At 73.1% G+C, this 16,299-nt stretch carries 12 protein-coding genes and 2 pseudogenes; 5 read left to right on the top strand and 9 right to left on the bottom strand.

The annotated features are described in order from the left end of the window. Positions 1-19: 19 nt before the first annotated feature. Positions 20-1,423, bottom strand: a complete 1,404-nt coding sequence (locus AB0B14_RS29485; protein ID WP_357525377.1) for a cobyrinate a,c-diamide synthase — start codon at positions 1,421-1,423, stop codon at positions 20-22. A gap of 182 nt (positions 1,424-1,605) precedes the next feature. On the opposite strand from AB0B14_RS29485, the gene AB0B14_RS29480 reads away from it, so the two are divergent. Both AB0B14_RS29480 and AB0B14_RS29475 read left to right on the top strand, forming a co-directional pair. After that, the gene (locus AB0B14_RS29480) at positions 1,606-2,427 is read left to right on the top strand and encodes an SURF1 family protein (RefSeq protein ID WP_357067123.1); all 822 of its coding nucleotides are present in this window, start codon (positions 1,606-1,608) and stop codon (positions 2,425-2,427) included. Positions 2,428-2,972: 545 nt separating this feature from the next. Next, entirely contained in the window at positions 2,973-3,383 is a 411-nt protein-coding gene (locus AB0B14_RS29475) for a hypothetical protein (RefSeq protein ID WP_357525375.1), read from the top strand. A 93-nt stretch (positions 3,384-3,476) separates the two neighbouring features. Here the strand turns inward: AB0B14_RS29475 and AB0B14_RS29470 are convergent, their stop codons facing one another. The 5 genes from AB0B14_RS29470 to AB0B14_RS29450 form a co-directional block, all read right to left on the bottom strand. Beyond that, positions 3,477-5,069 carry an ATP-dependent DNA ligase gene (locus tag AB0B14_RS29470; protein ID WP_357525373.1) on the bottom strand — a complete coding sequence of 531 codons (1,593 nt, stop codon included), beginning with the start codon at positions 5,067-5,069 and terminating at the stop codon, positions 3,477-3,479. A 92-nt stretch (positions 5,070-5,161) separates the two neighbouring features. Continuing rightward, the gene (locus AB0B14_RS29465) at positions 5,162-5,368 is read right to left on the bottom strand and encodes a hypothetical protein (RefSeq protein WP_357067117.1); all 207 of its coding nucleotides are present in this window, start codon (positions 5,366-5,368) and stop codon (positions 5,162-5,164) included. Between the two features lie 78 nt (positions 5,369-5,446). After that, complete coding sequence (locus AB0B14_RS29460) at positions 5,447-6,790, bottom strand: dipeptidase (RefSeq protein WP_357525453.1); 1,344 nt, start codon at positions 6,788-6,790, stop codon at positions 5,447-5,449. A gap of 36 nt (positions 6,791-6,826) precedes the next feature. Beyond that, complete coding sequence (locus tag AB0B14_RS29455; RefSeq protein WP_357525371.1) at positions 6,827-7,972, bottom strand: M48 family metallopeptidase; 1,146 nt, start codon at positions 7,970-7,972, stop codon at positions 6,827-6,829. Between the two features lie 175 nt (positions 7,973-8,147). Then, entirely contained in the window at positions 8,148-8,771 is a 624-nt protein-coding gene (locus AB0B14_RS29450; protein WP_357525369.1) for a hypothetical protein, read from the bottom strand. A 275-nt stretch (positions 8,772-9,046) separates the two neighbouring features. Here AB0B14_RS29450 and AB0B14_RS29445 point away from each other — a divergent pair, with 275 nt between their 5' ends. Then, entirely contained in the window at positions 9,047-9,448 is a 402-nt protein-coding gene (locus tag AB0B14_RS29445; protein WP_357067235.1) for a rhodanese-like domain-containing protein, read from the top strand. A gap of 546 nt (positions 9,449-9,994) precedes the next feature. On the opposite strand, the gene AB0B14_RS29440 is transcribed toward AB0B14_RS29445, so the two are convergent. The 3 genes and pseudogenes from AB0B14_RS29440 to AB0B14_RS29430 form a co-directional block, all read right to left on the bottom strand. Continuing rightward, positions 9,995-11,539, bottom strand: coding sequence for a cobyric acid synthase (locus tag AB0B14_RS29440; RefSeq protein WP_357525367.1), 1,545 nt, complete (start codon positions 11,537-11,539; stop codon positions 9,995-9,997). Between the two features lie 161 nt (positions 11,540-11,700). After that, positions 11,701-12,666: pseudogene (locus AB0B14_RS29435) on the bottom strand (cobalamin biosynthesis protein); the annotation flags it as partial. A 357-nt stretch (positions 12,667-13,023) separates the two neighbouring features. Further along, positions 13,024-13,857 carry a single-stranded DNA-binding protein gene (locus tag AB0B14_RS29430; protein WP_357067233.1) on the bottom strand — a complete coding sequence of 278 codons (834 nt, stop codon included), beginning with the start codon at positions 13,855-13,857 and terminating at the stop codon, positions 13,024-13,026. A 522-nt stretch (positions 13,858-14,379) separates the two neighbouring features. On the opposite strand from AB0B14_RS29430, the gene AB0B14_RS29425 reads away from it, so the two are divergent. Both AB0B14_RS29425 and AB0B14_RS29420 read left to right on the top strand, forming a co-directional pair. Further along, a complete protein-coding gene (locus tag AB0B14_RS29425) occupies positions 14,380-14,802 on the top strand; it encodes an HPF/RaiA family ribosome-associated protein (protein WP_357067109.1) in 423 nt (140 codons plus the stop codon). Positions 14,803-15,265: 463 nt separating this feature from the next. Then, positions 15,266-16,204: pseudogene (locus AB0B14_RS29420) on the top strand (alpha/beta hydrolase); the annotation flags it as partial. Between the last annotated feature and the right edge of the window lie 95 nt (positions 16,205-16,299).

Here is a 16,299-nt window from a genome sequence, read left to right as displayed (position 1 = left end):
CGCACCGCCAGCCGAGCGGTCACGCCGGCACGCCGCCGGACTGCGCGGGCACCACCTCGGCCGTCGGGTCGGCCGCCGCCGCGGCGACCAGCCGGGCGGCCGTGGCCGGATGACCGGCCCAGTGCAGGGTGAGCTGCGAGGCGTGCACGTTGCGCCAGACGAACCCCTCCGGCGTGCCGCCCTCCCAGCTCCACGCCGGGCGCTGACCGGCGCGGGGGGTGAGCACCGCGCGGTGCGCCTTGTGCCCGACCAACACCGTGCCGCTGGCGGCCACGACGCTGTCGGTCTGAGCGGTCGCCTCCCGGTAACCGGCCACCAGGCCGTCCCGGCTGACACCGACCGCGTCGAGGACCCCGCACATCGGCAGGCCGTCCAGCTCGCGGGCCAGCCAGAGCAACCCGGTGCCCTCGGCGATCACCGGACGCCCGGTCCGCGCCAACTCGGCCACCGCGATGCAGAGCCGCCGGTTGGTTGACAACTGCTCGGCGTACGCCTCGGGCAACGCACCGCCGACGACAAGCGCGCGGGTGCCGACCGGCAGCGCCTCGTCGCGCAGCGGATCGACGGTGACGACCTCGGCGCCGGCGGCCCGCAGCAGCTCGGCGGTCTCCGCATGGCTGAAACTGCCGCCCGGCCCACCGGCCAACGCCACCAGCGGGCGCTCCGCCGGGGCGGTGAACCCGCCGAGGGCCTCCTCGGCAGACCAGGCCGGTGCCGGCAGCGGCGGGGCCGAGCGGGCCAGCCCGAGGAGCCGTTCCAGATCCACCGTGGCGGCGACGGCCTCGCCCAGCCGACGAACCGCTCGGACGGCGTCGGCGGACCCGTCGACCACCGGCGCCACCCCGTGCCGCCGCGACGGCAGCACCGCCGGCAGGTCCTGCCGACGCAACGCGCCGTAGACCGGCACGCCCACGTCGTCCAACGCCTCGCGCAGCATGCCCTCGTGCCGCGAGGACGCCACCCGGTTGAGGATCACCCCGCCAAGCCACAACTGCTCGTCGTACGAGCGGAAACCGTGCACCAGGGCCGCCACCGACTGACCCATCGCGGCCACGTCGACGACGAGCACCACCGGGCTGCGCAGCGCGGCGGCCGCGGCTGCCGTGGACTCCTGCTCGGGGCGGCCACCGACCGAGTCGTACAGCCCCATGCTGCCCTGCACCACGGCGAGCCCGGCACCGGCCGCGCCGTGCGCCACCAGCGGGGCGAGCCGGTCGGTGCCGACCAGCCGGGGATCGATCACCCGGCCGGGCCGACCGGACGCGAGTCCGAGGTAGGCGGCGTCGACGTGGTCCGGCCCGAGCTTGAACCCGGCGACGTCGACCCCACGCTCGGCCAGGGCGGCGAGCAGCCCGATCGCCAGCGCGTTCTTCCCGTGCCCGGAGGACGGCGCGCTGAGCACCAGGCGCGGCACGATGGTCATCATCGACTCCTCGCGAGCGGCGGCGGGTACGCGACGGGGACGACCGGGGCCGATCCGTCGGCGTGACGATACCCGCCCGGCTGGCGGCGCGAGCACCGCCAACCGGGGCCGGCGGCACACTCCGGGCCTCCTCCCGCCCCGGTCCAGGTCAGTGGCGCCGGTCATACGAGTAGCCTCGTGCTGTGTACCGGTTCCTGCTGAGCCCACGCTGGCTGGGCGCCCTCGCGCTGACCCTGGTCGCCGCCGCCGTCATGGTGTTCCTCGGCAACTGGCAGCTGGACCGCTACCGGGGTCGTACCGAGGTCAACGAACGGATCGACGCGGGTCAGCGGATGGCCCCGACGCCGCTGGCCGACGCGCTGCGCGCCCCCACCGGCGGCGCGGGCACTGTCGGCCCCGCCCCCGCCGAGGACAAGGTCTGGACCCGGATCACCGTCACCGGCCGGTACGACCCGACGAACACGGTGCTGGTCCGCGGCCGGACGGTGGACAGCCGGGTCGGCTTCGAGGTGCTCACCCCGCTGGTGCTCGCGGACGGCACGGCGCTGCTCGTGGACCGGGGCTGGATCCCGCCGGCTCCGGGTGGGGCGACCGCCCAGCCGTCGGTGCCCGCCGTGCCGACCGGCGACGTGACGGTGGTCGGTCGGGTGCACGAGACCGAGAGTGGTGCCGGCGCGGTGGCCCGCCGCGACGGGCGGCTGGAGATCCGGCGGATCGGTGTGTCGCGGCTGGCCGGCGAGCTGCCCTACCCGGTCTACGGCGCCTACCTGCTGCTCGACGAGCAGACCCCGACGGCCGACCCGGTGTTCAAGGCGGTGCCCGTCGGGCACGCCAACAACTGGCAGAACTTCGGCTACGTCGTGCAGTGGTGGCTCTTCGCGGTGATGTCCCTGTTCGGCTACGGCTGGGTGGCGCGCCGGGAGGCCCGCCGCGCCGCCGGGATCGGCGTCACCCCGGCCCCGCTGGACCGCGCGGCCGAGCCGACGCCGAGCGCGTCCGCCTGACCGAGGCGTCCCACACAGACTCGCCGGGGCATGCGGGACGACAGGGCAGCCGGTAGCCTGCGCCACGTGTCGATCCCGCGTTGGAGGTCTCGGTGAGTTCGGATCCCACGGCCGCGGTGCCCGAGCCGCCGACCCAGCCGCAACCGCCGATCGATCCGTGGAGCGCCACCTCCGCCACCGGGGCGCTGCCGATCACCCCGCCGACGGCACCCTTCCCGAGCGCGCCGCCGCAGGACACACCGCCTCCGACACGGCCCTTCCCAGCGTCACCGGCATCGGCGTCACCGGCATCGCCGTTCTCGGCGTCACCGGCACCGTTCCCGGCGCAATCGGCACCGCCGTTCCCCGCGCCACCCGCACCGCCGATCCCGGCGCAGACGGCGTCGTTCTCGGCGCCACCGGCACCCCCGTTCTCGACGCCACCGGCATCATCGTTCTCGGCACCGCCGGCACCGCCGTTCTCGGCACCGCCGGCATCGTTCTCGGCGCCGCCGTTCTCCGGCCCGCCCGCGCCGCACTCGACGCCGCCCGGCGGGGCGTGGCCGGTGTCCGGGCCGTACCCACCTGTGTCGGCGCACCCGGCACCGGCCGGTCCCGCCGGGCCAGAGGCGGTCGCGGTGCAGATCGCCGAGATCGCGGTGTGCCCGCCGGTCATCCGCACGCCCGCCGGGGTGCTGCCGTTGGCCGGTGCCACCTGGCACGTGGCCGACTACTGGCAACGCGAGGAGAAGGTGGCGACCTGGGCGCTGGTCTGCGCGATCGTCGGCTTCTTCTGCCTGGCCTTCTTCAGCCTGCTCTTCCTGCTGGTCAAGGAGACCCGGCACCACGGCACCGTGCAGGTCACCGTCACCAACGGCCATCAGCAGTACGTGGCCCGGATCCCAGTCAGCGACCAGGGCCAGGTGCAGCACGTCAACAACCAGGTCAACTACGCCCGGTCGTTGTCCGGCAGGTGACCGGCGCTGGCCCCGCCCCAGCCGGTGAACCAGCCGTCAGCCGGTGAACCAGCCGTCAGCCGGTGAACCAGCCGTCAGTCGGTGAACCAGCCGTCAGCCGGTGACCCGGCCGGCGTGGATGGCGCGGACCGCGTCGATGGTGTCCGCCTCGGCGGCGGACTTGTCGTCGCGATAGCGCACCACCCGGGCGAACCGCAGCGCCATCCCCCCGGGATAGCGCGAGCTGGTCTGCACCCCGTCGAAGGCGATCTCCACCACCTGCTCGGGGCGGACCCGCACCACCCAGTCGCCACGCTCCACGGCAAGGTCGAGGAACCGCTCGGTCTGCCAGCGCAGCAGCTCGTCGGTGAGCCCCTTGAACGTCTTGCCGAGCATGACGAAGCCACCCGTCCGCGGGTCGCGCGCACCCAGGTGCAGGTTGGACAGCCAGCCCTTGCGCCGGCCACTGCCCCACTCGACGGCGAGCACCACCAGGTCGAGGGTGTGCCGGGGCTTGACCTTGACCCAGGCGGCACCGCGCCGGCCGGCGTCGTAGGGGGCGTCCGGCGCCTTGACCACCACGCCCTCCTGCCCCGCGTCGAGCGCGGCGGCGAACGCGGCGGCGGCCTGCTCCGGGCCGTCGACCTCCATGCGCCCGACCAGCAGCGACGCGTCCACCGCACCGGCCAGGGCGGCCCACCGCTCCCGACCGGGCAGATCGATCAGATCCTGACCGTCGAGGTGCAGCAGATCGAAGAAATACGGAGTGAGCACCGTCGCGCCCGCGCTGGCGGCCGCCGCGAGCACCGCCGGGGCGACAGGGGTGCGCCCGGTGCTGCTCGGGGTGGTGCGTCGGGCGGCCCGGCTCGACGTCTGCTGGAACGGCAGTGGACGCCCCGTCTCGTCGAGGCCGATCGCCTCGCCGTCGAGCACCAGCTCGCGGCCGGGTAGGGCACGGACCGCGGCGACCACCTCGGGCACCCGGCCGGTGATCTCGTCGAGGCTGCGGGTGAAGACGGCGATGTCGGCGCCGGAGCGGTGCACCTGGATGCGGATGCCGTCGAGTTTCACGTCGACCACCGCCGGTGTGCCCGTCGCGGCGAGTGCCTCGTCGACCGAGGGCGCGCTCTGCGCGAGCATCGGCGCCAGCGGCCGGCCAACCTGCAGGCCGAACCCGGCCAACTCGGCCGCTCCTCCGGCCAGCGCGGCGACCGCCACGGCGCGCAGGTCACCGGCGAGCAACAGCGCCCGGCGGACCGTCGCCACCGGCACGTCGGCGGCCCGCGCCACCGCGTCGGCGAGCAGCCCGGCCTGGGCGCCCTGCCGTAGCTCGCCGCTGAACAGACCGGTGAGCAGACGCTGCTCGTCGGTGGTCGCCGCCGCGTAGAGGGCACCGAGCAACGCCCGACGCCGAGTCTGCGAGCCCGTGCCGTGCACCGCGGCGATCTGCTCGATGGCCGCGTCGACGGCGGCCACGGTCAGCGTCGGCTCGGCTGCCGGTGGCGGCAGGTCCCGAAGGCTGGCATAGCCCACCCCGGTCTGCCGTTGGCGCAGCTCACCGGCGAGGTAGCCGGCGCCGGGCTCGACCTCGGTCGGATCGAGCCGGCGCAGCGCGTCAGCGAGCAGCTCCACCTTGGCCCGCCGGCCGCTGGTGGCGCCGACGGCCGCGGACGTGGCTGCCAGGTCGAGGAACCGCACGTCGCCCATCCTGCCAGTCCCCTCCGACACCGCCCGGGCATTGCCGTGCCCGGGCGGTGTCGGCAGGGTGCCGCCCGCTTGAGCGGACGACGGATCAGGGCCTAGGCGCTGACGGGCTCCTCGATGCGCATCCCCCGGGCACGGACCTCGCCGGCGACCCGGGAGAGCACCGAGTCGAGGGCGACCAGAGCGGCGGAGAGCTCACCGAGCTGCTCGTTGAGCGTGTCGTCGGACCACGCGGAGACGTCGACATCTCCCAGTGCGCTGACAGCGGCCCCCAACCGGGCCATCACCTCGTTCGTACTCATGTTCGAAAGGCTATAACAACGAGCGATCCGACACGCCGTAAACTCGCAGATCAGGCCCGAAATCGCCGTCGAGATTCCTCAGCGCTCCGCCGTGGCCACCTTGCCCAGCAGCAGCGCCTCGGCGAGGCAGACCCTGGCGAACTCCCCCAGGTGCAGACTCTCGTTCGGGCCGTGGGCGCGGGCGTGCGGATCCTCCACGCCGGTCACCAGGATCGCCGCCTTCGGGAACATCTCCTGGAAGGTGGCGATGAACGGAATCGAGCCGCCAACGCCGATGTCCACCGGGTCGGTGCCATCCCAGGCGGCCCGGAAGGCCGAACGGGCGGCGTCGAACATCGGCCCGGACGCGTCGATCACGCACGGAAAGCCGTCGTGCTCGAAGCTGACCGCCACCTGGGCGCCCCACGGCGCGTGCTGCTCCAGGTGGGCGCGCACCGCCGCGTACGCCCGCTTGGGGTCGTCGCCCGGGGCGAGCCGGATGCTGAGCTTCGCCTTCGCGGCCGGGACCAGCGCGTTCGGCGCCTCACCGGTGGCCGGGGCGTCGATGCCGAGGACCGCCAGCGCCGGCTTGGTCCAGAGCCGGTCGGTGATCCGGCCGGTGCCGATGAACCGCACGCCGTCGGCCAGCCCGGCCTCGGCGCGGACCCGGTCCTCCGGGTAGTCGACGGTGGCGCCCTCCCGACCGACCAGCCCGGCCACCGCCACGTCGCCGGCATCGTCGTGCAGCGTCGCCAACAGTCGGACCAGCGCGGTGAGCGCGTCCGGCACGGCACCACCGAACATGCCGCTGTGCACCGCGTGGTCCAGCGTGCGCACCTCGACGAAGCAGTTGACGATGCCACGCAGCGAGGTGGTCAACGCCGGTACGCCGATGTCCCAGTTGCCGGAGTCGGCGATCACGATGACGTCCGAGGTGATCTCGTCGCGGTGCTCGATCAGCAGTTGCTCCAGCGAGTCGGAGCCGTACTCCTCCTCACCCTCGATGAAGAGCACCACGCCCACCGGCAGCGCGTCCCCGTACGCCCGCAGCGCCGCGACGTGCGCCATGATGCCGGCCTTGTCGTCGGCGGCACCCCGGGCGTAGAGCCGACCGTCGCGTTCCACCGGCTCGAACGGGTCGGACTCCCAGAGCGACAGGTCGCCGACCGGCTGGACGTCGTGGTGGGCGTAGAGCAGCACGGTGGGCGCACCGGGCGGGGCTGCCCGACGGCCGATCACCGCCGGCTGGCCACCGGAACGCACGATGTCGACGTCCAGGCCACACCCGCGCAGCAACTCGGCGACCGCCTCGGCGGAGCGTTCCACGTGCGAGTGGTCGAAGCCATCGAAGGCGATGCCGGGGATGCGGACGAGGCGTTCCAGGTCGGCCCGCACGCCGGGCATCTCCCGCTCGACTGCGGCCCGCACCTCGGACTCGGACATGATCGGTGAGGTCATGACCGGCATCGTATGCCGGCCTTACCGGGGCGTGCCGGCGGAGCCCGTACCGTCACCGTCGCCCGCCGGGCCGGCGCCCGCCCGCGCGCCGGGGGCCGACCGGCCGGCACGCTGTGCGCGGCCGGCGGCCTCGGTGGCGGCATCCATCCAGGAGCGGGCCCGACCGGCGGTGCCGCCGACCCACTCGCCGACGTCGCTCGCGCCGTCGCCGAGGCGGCGCAGCAACCCGACCAGCGGATCGGTGGAGCGGCCGAACTCCTCCCGGTACGAGTCGGCAGCCGCCTTGATCTCCTCCGAGATGCTTGTCGAGCTGTCGTCGTCCCGACGCGGATAGTCCCCGGCCAGCACCCGCCCGTACGCCCCGGAGTCGATCCACTGGCGCAGCTGCGCCGCCCGCGCCACCGGGGTGGGGTGGGTGCTCCACGCCGTCATCCGGATCTTGTGCAGGCTGTCGCGCAGGTCGCCGCCGCCGGCGTACTCAGCGGCCTGCTCCAGGAACGCGGTCGTGTCGATCTGCGACAGGTCACCCCCGCCGGCGAGCTTCATCAGCAGCCGCAACGCGGCGGCCGGGTCCTGCCCGGCGAGCAGGCCGGCCCGGTCGGCGGACAGCTCCGCCTTGCGCCACCACTCCAGCATCGCCGCGATGATGGCCCGCAGCGCGATCGCGCCCACCGGCAACCAGCTCAGGTTGGCCGCCCACCGGGTGAGGATCATGAGCATGGTCTTGTAGACCGCGTGCCCGCTGCCCACGTGCCCCAACTCGTGGCCGAGCAGGCAGCGCAGCTCGTCCTCGTCGAGCTGCTGCACGCAGCCCGAGTTCAGCACGATGAACGGCCGCTCCAGCCCGACCGCCTCGGCGCCCAGCCACGGCGACTGGGTCACGTACAGCTCGGGCAGGTCGGCCACGTCGAGCGCCGCCCCGGCCTCGGTGTAGCGCTGCCACACCGCCGGATACTGCCGGTGGTCGACGCGGATGCCGGAGGCCAGCACGGACAGCCGGAACCCGCGCTCGTTCCACATCCCGAAGAACGACCGCACCACGTCGTCGAAACCGCGCAGCTCCCGCAGCGCGACCAGCGCACCCCGGTCGGCCGGATGCTCCCAGGCCCGCGAGCTGATGCCGGTGAGCGTGATCCGGCGCCGCGCGGGCGCGTCCGATGCCGACATGAAGAGTCCCCCGTTCGCCGCGCGCCCTGAGCGCTGTCGCGTCGTGCTTGCTCGCATCGTCGTGCTGCTGGCGTCGTCGTTCTCGCGTCGTGCTTGCTCGCGTCGTGCTTGCTCGCGTTGCTCCCTGCACGCATCGTGCCGGAGCCGGTGACGCTCGTCCACTGGCCGGGCACGCTCAGCGGACGCGCACGTAGTACCGGTCCGCGTCGTACGGCAGTGCGGGCGCGCCATCGACCAGCAGATCCACGCGGGCGGCCGTATCGTCGGCGGCGAAGTGCGCCCGCTCCCCGGCGTGCCAGCGACGCAGCTCGGGCAGGATCTCCGGCCCGTCCCGGGCGACCGCGCGGGCCAGCCGCAACGACGCGGGCGCGGTGACGAACACCGCCAGGGTCAACTCCGGCCGGACGACCGCGCGAGCGGCGCTGACTCCCTCCACCACCAGCACCGGCGTCACCGGCACCGGCACCGGCCGGACCAGGAAGCGTCGCCGCACCCAGCTGTAACGCCGATAGGAGCCGGCCTTCCCCTCCCGCAGCGGGCTGAGCACCCACTCGTCGAGGCGTGTCCAGAAGCTGAGCTGGTCGTCCCAACCGTCGAGCAGGTCGTCGGTGTGCACCACCGGCGGCCGGTCACCGTCGAGCAGCGCCCCCAGGGCATCCGCGAGGTGCGCGGCGAACCGGCTCTTACCCGCGCCACTCGGCCCGTCGACCGCGACCAGCCGGGTCCGCCCCAACCGCGCCGGGCCCGCGAGCACCCGACGAGCCAATTCGGCGTACGCCTCGACGACCGCCACGGGCATGACCAAAGTATGCCGCCGACCGCAGTCCAGGCGTGATCGACTCCAGATCATTGATGTCGCGCTATCCCTGCCAGCGGGACACCGCGACATCAGCAAAACCGAGTCGATCACCCGGCTACCGCGGTCGACGTGGGCCACGCTGACCCGTCCGGCTGACCGCCCCGGCCGGGCACCGTCACGTCCGAGGGAATTGGGGCGGTGACGGGTGACGGGCAGCCCGTTCGCCGCCCGTCGTGCTGCCAAGTCGGCATGATCGGGTGGTGCTCCGAGACGTGATGAGCCCCGGCATCGACGCCCTCCTCGAACAGGCCCGCGCCGGGCTGCACCGACTGACTCCGCAGCAGACCGTCGAGGCGGTCCGCGGCGGCGCGCTGCTTGTCGATACCCGTACCGACCTGCAGCGCCGTGAACAGGGCGATCTGCCAGGCGCGGTCGTCATCGACCGGACCGTGCTGGAATGGCGGCTCGATCCGGCCAGCGCCTGGCGGATCCCGGAAGCCACCGGGTACGACCGGGAGATCGTGCTGGTGTGCCGGCAGGGCTACAGCTCCAGCCTCGCCGCCGCCAGCCTGCAAACCCTCGGTCTGCGCCGGGCCACCGACATGATCGGCGGCGTCGACGCCTGGCTGGCCGCCGGCCTCCCCACAAGCGACCGCCCCGCCGACATCCGCCCCTGATCCCGCACCACCCCGCCCCGCCGCCACCCCGCCCGGCCGGCCGGCCGCCTCAAGATCGCGCTCGATCCAGGAGATAGGCCCCTCCTCGCGCGGACGAGGCCACCACAACAAGGACAACACCGTTGCGTTAGGGCTGTAGCCGGCGGGTCAACCCGGGACAGGAAGTGCCCGATCGGGAGCGGATTGGACCCGGCTTGGCGATCATGGAGTTGTGGTGCCGACTTTGGGGGTTTTACGGGCGTTCTGTGACCCACCACAACTCCATGATCGGCGAGGCAGTGCTGGTCGACGAACAGCCGTTCCACCTAACGCAACGGCGTTGACAACAAGGATCGAGCACGATCACGCGGGAGGTAGTGACCCCCGGCGGGTCCCCGGCACGCGGCCGGATCAAGAAGACGCCTCGCTGCCCCGCCCGCAAGCTCCGCATGGGACGGTGCCCGGCTAGGAAGGTGGGCCGGCCACGACGCAGCGCCGCCCAAGTGGGCCGGCCACGACGGTGAACAGGCCACGACGCAGCGCCGCCCAGCGGGCCGGCCACGAGGGTCAGGACGGTGGGGGGCCGGGTGGGATGAACGGCAGACCGGCGGGCGGGCCGGCTTCGATGAGACGCCAGAGGGCGTCGGTGTCCAGGTGTTCCTCGACCAGGTCGCCGAGCAGGTCGAGTGAACGTTCCCGAGCGGCGGCGAAGCTGGTCGTCGGCGCGACCCGGAACCCGGTGCGGCCGGCCAGACGAGCCGCCTCGGTCAGAAACCACCGGCGGAACCCGTCGGACTCGAACGCCCCATGCCAGTGCGTGCCGTGCACCGCGCCGAGCACGGCCCCCTCGCCGGCACCGTCGTCGCCGGTCAACAGTGGGCTCAGACCGGGGTCGGTCTGCGAGACGTACCCGTGGTGGATCTCGTAGCCGCGCACCGCGACGCCGCCGTGGGCGGTGCCCACCGACTGCCGGACGGTCTTGCGGGGATCGAAGGTGATCTCGATGGGCAGCAGGCCGAGCCCCGGTACGCTGCCCCGTCGGCTCTCCACCGTGTCGTGGATGGCGCGGCCGAGCATCTGGAAACCGCCGCAGAGGCCGAGCAGTGGCTTACCGGTCGCCACATGGGTGGCCACCGCGTCGGCGAGGCCCGTCTCGCGCAGCCAGGCGAGGTCGGCGACTGTGGACTTGGAGCCGGGCAGGACGACCAGGTCGGCGGCGGCCAACTCGGCCGGTTCGATGGTGAGGCGTACGCGAACGCCCGGCTCGGTGGCCAGCGCCTCCACATCTGTGGCGTTGCTGATCCGGGGTAGGCGGACGACGGCCACGTCCAACCACTCGGTGCCGTGCGGGGCGGCGGGGCGGCCGAGCACCCGGCCGTAGGCGAGGGAGTCCTCCGCGTCGAGCCACAGGTCCAGTGCCCAGGGCAGCACCCCGTACGTGGGACGACCCGTGACGTGACGCAGCATGTCCAGCCCCGGCTGGAGCAGCCCGAGGTCACCCCGGAACTTGTTGATCACGAAGCCGGCGATCAGCGCCTGGTCGGCCGGGTCGAGCAGGGCCACGGTGCCGAACATCGAGGCGAAGACGCCACCCCGGTCGATGTCGCCGACCACGATGGTGGGCAGGTTGGCGTGCCGGGCCAGCCCCATGTTGACGTAGTCGCCAGCCCGCAGGTTGATCTCCGCGGGGCTGCCGGCACCCTCGCAGATCACCACGTCGTACGTGTCGCGCAGCTCAGCGAGCGCCGCGTACGCGGTCTCGGCGAGCCGGGGTCGCAGGTGCCGGAACGTGCCCGCGGTGATCGTGTCGACCGCTTCGCCGAGCAGGACCACCTGACTGGCCAGGTCACTGCCCGGCTTGAGGAGCACCGGATTGAACCGCAGGTCGGGTGCGAGCCCACAGGCAGCGGCCTGCATGGCCTGGGCCCGCCCGATCTCGCCGCCACGCCCGTCCGGCCCGACGACCACCGCCGAGTTGTTCGACATGTTCTGCGCCTTGTACGGCGCCACCTTCACGCCCTGCCGGTGCAGCCAGCGGCAGATGCCAGCGGTGAGCACGCTCTTGCCGGCGTCGGAGGTCGTGCCGGCGACCAGCAGCCCGCCGCCGCTCACCGCCCGCTCCCCCGCCGCACCCGTTCAGCAACGCCGAGCCCACGGTGGTCCGCGCCAGCGGACCCACGGCGCCCAACAACGTCGAGCCCACGATCCACGGCTGCGGACCCACCGCGACCAACCACACCGAGCCCGAGGCGACCCACGGCACCGAGCCCATGGCGACCAAGGGCACCGACCAGGCGGCCCAGGGTCACCGGGTAGGCGGCGGTCAACCCGACCGCGGCCAGCCCGACCGCGCCGGAGATCCGGGCGGCCCGCTTGAGGTGCCGTGCCTCCGGGCGGGGGCCGTCGCCGAGGAACGACCGTACCTCGGAGCGCCCGTAGTAGACGTTACGGCCGCCGAGGCGAACGCCGAGCGCGCCAGCCATCGCCGCCTCGCACTGGCCGGCGTTGGGGCTCGGATGGTCGTTGCGGTCACGCCGCCACACCCGCCAGGCCCGGTGCCGATCCCCGTTGGCCACCGGCGCGACGGCGATGGTGAGCAGCCCGGTCACCCTCGACGGCACCAGGTTGAGCAGGTCGTCCAGCCGCGCGGCCGGCGTGCCGAACCGGGCGTACCGCTCCGACCGGTGGCCGACCATCGCGTCCAGGGTGTTCGCCGCCCGGTAGCCCAACAGGCCGGGCAGGCCGGCTATCGCTCCCCAGACCAGCGGGGCGACGACCGCGTCGGAGGTGTTCTCGGCGACCGACTCGACGGTGGCGCGGGCCAACTCCAGCTCACCCAACGTCGACGGGTCCCGCCCGCAGAGGTGGCCGAGGCGTCGGCGGGCGGCGGGCAGGTCACCGGCACGCAGCGTACGGCCCATCACGGTGGCTTCGTGGCGCAGCGTGCGGCCGCCCAACACGGCCCACGTGCCGGCGGCCACCAGCACCGCCCGGGTCACCGGCCGATGCCGGGTAGCCGCTGCGGCGACCGCCCCGAGCAGCACCGGCCCGCCCACGGCCAGCGCGGTGAACGTCGTTCCCGCCGTCCGGTCCGGCCGGTAGAGGCGTCGCTCCAACGCACCCGCGGCCTGCCCGAAACCAGCCACCGGATGCCACCGGCGCGGATCACCGAGCAGCCGGTCCAGCGCGTACCCGGCCAGCAAGCCCACCGCATTCGCCACCGGCGCTGTCCGTCGCACCCGCACCACCTCCGGCCGGCCAGCCTAGACGAGCATCCCGGGAACCAGCCCGACCCACGGTGCTCCGGCAGTCAGGGCCTCGTGGAAGGCCGCAGCCACCACTGTCCCCCAATTCCGCCGCTGCTGGCACGCGGGGTGACGACGCTGGTCGCGACGCCACCCCACCCCCGTCGTGCCAGGCCACGTGTGCCGTGCCGCCGCAGCACTGGCGACCAGCACAGGACCTCGTACCGCTCGACCGCCGCCCGATCCGCGATCGCCGAACCGACACGATCGACGAGCCGGCACCAGCGCCGGACCCGCACGCTCACCAAGCCGACAGGCTCGCCGAACCGGCACGCTCGCCGAGCCGATCGGTCAGGCTGGCTGCGGGATCCGGCCTCGACCGCGCCGTCCCCGACCGGACTGCGTCGGCTCCGGCTGCCCCTCGTCCGGCACGGGCCCCAACTCGTCGTCCGGGTCGCGGTCGGTGCTGTCGTCGGTCGCCTCGGGCGAGAGCGCCAGCTCGTCGTCGAGACCCGGCGGAACGGTGGCCTGCCCGATCTGCCCACTCGCCGGGGAAACCCCGCTGGCCACGGCGGCTCCGCCGGCCGGGAAGACTCCGCCGGGAAGGGGAACCCCGCCGACCGGGGAGACAGCGTCGCCAATCGGATCCTCGATGAACGGGCTGGTGCGCAGTGCGCCGTAGTCGGGCAGCTCGAAGTCGTCGTCCAGCGGCCGGTCGTCGGGCAGCACGGGCTCGTCCCCCGCCGGCACCGGCTCGGTGGGCTCGCCGTGCACCCGGCTCTCGGCCTCCGCGTCCTCCACGGTGCTGGTCGTCATGCTCGGCCGGTTACGCAGGAAGCGGGCCCGGCCCCGGGACAGGTCGTGGCCGACGGCGACCGCCTCCAGCTCGTAGAGGGTGCGGTGGTTGCCGGCGTCGTCGGTCCAGTCGCGGGTGTAGAGCCGACCGCAGACCACCACCGGATCGCCCACCATCACGGAGGCCGCCACGCCTTCGGCGAGCTTGCGCCAGCAGTTGACGCGAACGCGGAGCGAGTTGCCATCGACCCACCGGCCGCTGTCCCGGTCGAGTCGGCGGGCGGTGGAGGCGACCTTGAAGTTGGCCACCAGCGTGTTGCTCTGGGTGGTGCGCCGCCACTCGGGTGAAGTCAGCACATTGCCGACAATTGTTACGTACGTATCGAACATCGTCCCTCCAGGGGATCGGGCCTGCCAACGCGAGTCGACTCGACACCGAGCCTCGGCGCTGCGCCTGAGCACCGCCAGCGCCCACCCCCGAACCTGTGGACAACGAACCCACCTGTGGACAACGCCCTGATCAAGCCCCGATGTGGTACGCAACACCGTTGCGTTAGGGCTGTAGCCGGCGGGTCAACCCCGGGACAGGAAGTGCCCGATCGGGGAGCGGGTTGGGCTCGGCTTGGCGATCATGGAGTTGTGGTGCCGATTTTGGGGGTTTACGGGCGTTTTGTTACCCACCACAACTCCATGATCGGCGAGGCAGTGCTGGTTGACGAACAGCCGTTCCACCTAACGCAACGGCGTTGCTGTGGTACGGCCGACCCGCCCGGCTGGGCGTCGGCGGTTTCCGAGGCCGACCAGATTGGGTAAGCACTTGATCAACGCACCACCGACAGCTCCACGTCGATGAGAGGTCAGCGTCATGATGATCACCAGAATCGGCTCCGCGATCGCTTCCGAGGCGCGGCGATGAGCGCCGCGGCGAACCCGGCCACCGTCGCCGAATGCCTGCGGGTGGGCGCCGGGTTCTCGCAGGGCGACCGCAACTGGATCGCCGAGCAGTTCGCCACCCTCGACGCCCGGTTGGCCGGTTTCCACGCCGACGCCACCGAGCTGGAGGTGTCGGTGAAGGATCGCGAAGCGCGTGGCCAGAAGGTCACCCTCGAGTGCTGGATCGCTGGCCGGCAGAAGATCGTCACCACCTCCGCCGAGGAGGACCTGCACGCCGCGCTCAACGACGTCCGCGACGACCTGCGCCGCCGGCTCAACGACGCCAAGACCCGCCAGGAGCCCCGGCACAACAAGCACCTGCGCGACATCCCGCAGCCCCAGGCCGACCTGGACCCCACCGACGACCAGGACCCCACGCGAGCGGACGCGGAAACAGCCTGACCCACGCGCCGCCCGCCCCCGACCCGTCCCGACCCGATTTGGCCCCGCGATCCTGCACTTTCTGTCCCTGAAACACGGCTATTGCACGTTATTGCCGCGACAGAAGGTGCAAGATCGCGGGGCAAGGGCGACGCGGGCGCAGGGTAGGGGCGGGGCCAGGCCAGCACGTGGCAGGCCAGCACGTGGCAGGCCAGCACGTGGCAGGCCAGGACGTGGCAGGCCAGGACGTGGCAGGGCGGAACAGGACCACGGGCGAGGGCCGAGGACGAGGCCCACCGGCCAGGGACGAGGACGAGGATCAGGGGCCACGGACCAGCGACCAGGACCAGGGACCAGGGACCAGGGACCAGGGACCAGGGACCAGGGACCAGGGACCAGGGACCAGGGACCAGGGACCAGGGACCAGGACGAGGACAAGGGCCGGGGCTACCGTTGGGTAGGTTGCCGGCGTAGCGTCGCGTTCGTGGAACCGGACGTGTTGGGGCCGCCGTACGAGCGGCAGACGATCGACCTGGGCACCGACGATGAAGGCCCCGTCGTCGCGACCCTGGTTCGGCGGCGGGCCGCGCGTCCCACCGGGCGGGCCGTGCTCTACGTGCACGGGTTCGTCGACTACTTCTTCCAGACCCACCTGGCCGACTTCTTCGCCGAGCGCGGCTGGGATTTCTACGCGCTCGACCTGCGCAAATATGGTCGCAGCCTGCTTCCGGGTCAGACCCCGAACTTCTGCCGCGACATCAGCGACTACTTCCCCGAGCTGGACGCCGCCGCCGCGATCATCCGTCAGGACGACGGGCACGACACCCTCCTGACGATGGGCCACTCCACCGGCGGCCTGATCATCTCGCTCTGGGCGGACGCCCGCCGCGACACCGGCACCGTCGACGGTCTCGTGCTCAACAGCCCGTTCTTCGACCTGAACGCCCCCTGGGCGGTGCGCCGACCCCTCGCGGCCGCCGTCGCCCGGCTGGGCCGCAGGGCGCCGCACCGCGTCCTGCCGCTCGGGCTGGGCACGGTGTACGGCGAGAGCCTCCACGCCGACCACCGCGGCGAGTGGACGTATGACCTGGCGTGGAAGCCGCTGGCCGGGTTCCCGGTTCGGGCCGGCTGGCTGAACGCGATCCGCACCGGTCAACGCCGGCTACGCGCCGGTCTGAACATCCAGGTGCCCGTGCTGTTGGCCTGCTCGACCCGTTCCTTCCGGGGCACCAGGTGGCACGACAACGCGACCCTGGCTGACGCCGTGCTGGACGTCGAGCACATGGTCCGTTACGCACCCCGCCTGGGCCGCCACGTCACCCTGGCTCGCTTCGACGGCGGGATGCACGACCTCACGCTCTCCGGCCCCGCCGTACGCAAGAAGGTCTTCGACGAGGTCGGCCGCTGGGCCGAGGCGTTCCTCGCCGCCGGCCCCACCGCCCCGGCCAGCGCCGATCCCGCGCCGGTCGACACCGTCAGCGCCGATTCCGCGCTGACCGACACAGCCCCGGCAGGCGC

It is taken from the genome of Micromonospora sp. NPDC049171, from assembly GCF_040648275.1.
Lineage (GTDB): Bacteria > Actinomycetota > Actinomycetes > Mycobacteriales > Micromonosporaceae > Micromonospora.
Note: the sequence above shows the minus strand (reverse complement) of the source record. Positions and strands in the feature narration are given on the sequence as shown.

Excerpts from the sequence above, each read along its gene's own strand:
- AB0B14_RS29485 (WP_357525377.1), bottom strand. The coding sequence starts at position 1,423 with ATGACCATCGTGCCGCGCCTGGTGCTCAGCGCGCCGTCCTCCGGGCAC.
- AB0B14_RS29470 (WP_357525373.1), bottom strand. The coding sequence starts at position 5,069 with ATGGGCGACGTGCGGTTCCTCGACCTGGCAGCCACGTCCGCGGCCGTC.
- AB0B14_RS29465 (WP_357067117.1), bottom strand. The coding sequence starts at position 5,368 with ATGAGTACGAACGAGGTGATGGCCCGGTTGGGGGCCGCTGTCAGCGCA.
- AB0B14_RS29460 (WP_357525453.1), bottom strand. The coding sequence starts at position 6,790 with ATGTCCGAGTCCGAGGTGCGGGCCGCAGTCGAGCGGGAGATGCCCGGC.
- AB0B14_RS29455 (WP_357525371.1), bottom strand. The coding sequence starts at position 7,972 with ATGTCGGCATCGGACGCGCCCGCGCGGCGCCGGATCACGCTCACCGGC.
- AB0B14_RS29450 (WP_357525369.1), bottom strand. The coding sequence starts at position 8,771 with ATGCCCGTGGCGGTCGTCGAGGCGTACGCCGAATTGGCTCGTCGGGTG.
- AB0B14_RS29445 (WP_357067235.1), top strand. The coding sequence starts at position 9,047 with ATGAGCCCCGGCATCGACGCCCTCCTCGAACAGGCCCGCGCCGGGCTG.
- AB0B14_RS29430 (WP_357067233.1), bottom strand. The coding sequence starts at position 13,857 with ATGTTCGATACGTACGTAACAATTGTCGGCAATGTGCTGACTTCACCC.
- AB0B14_RS29425 (WP_357067109.1), top strand. The coding sequence starts at position 14,380 with ATGAGCGCCGCGGCGAACCCGGCCACCGTCGCCGAATGCCTGCGGGTG.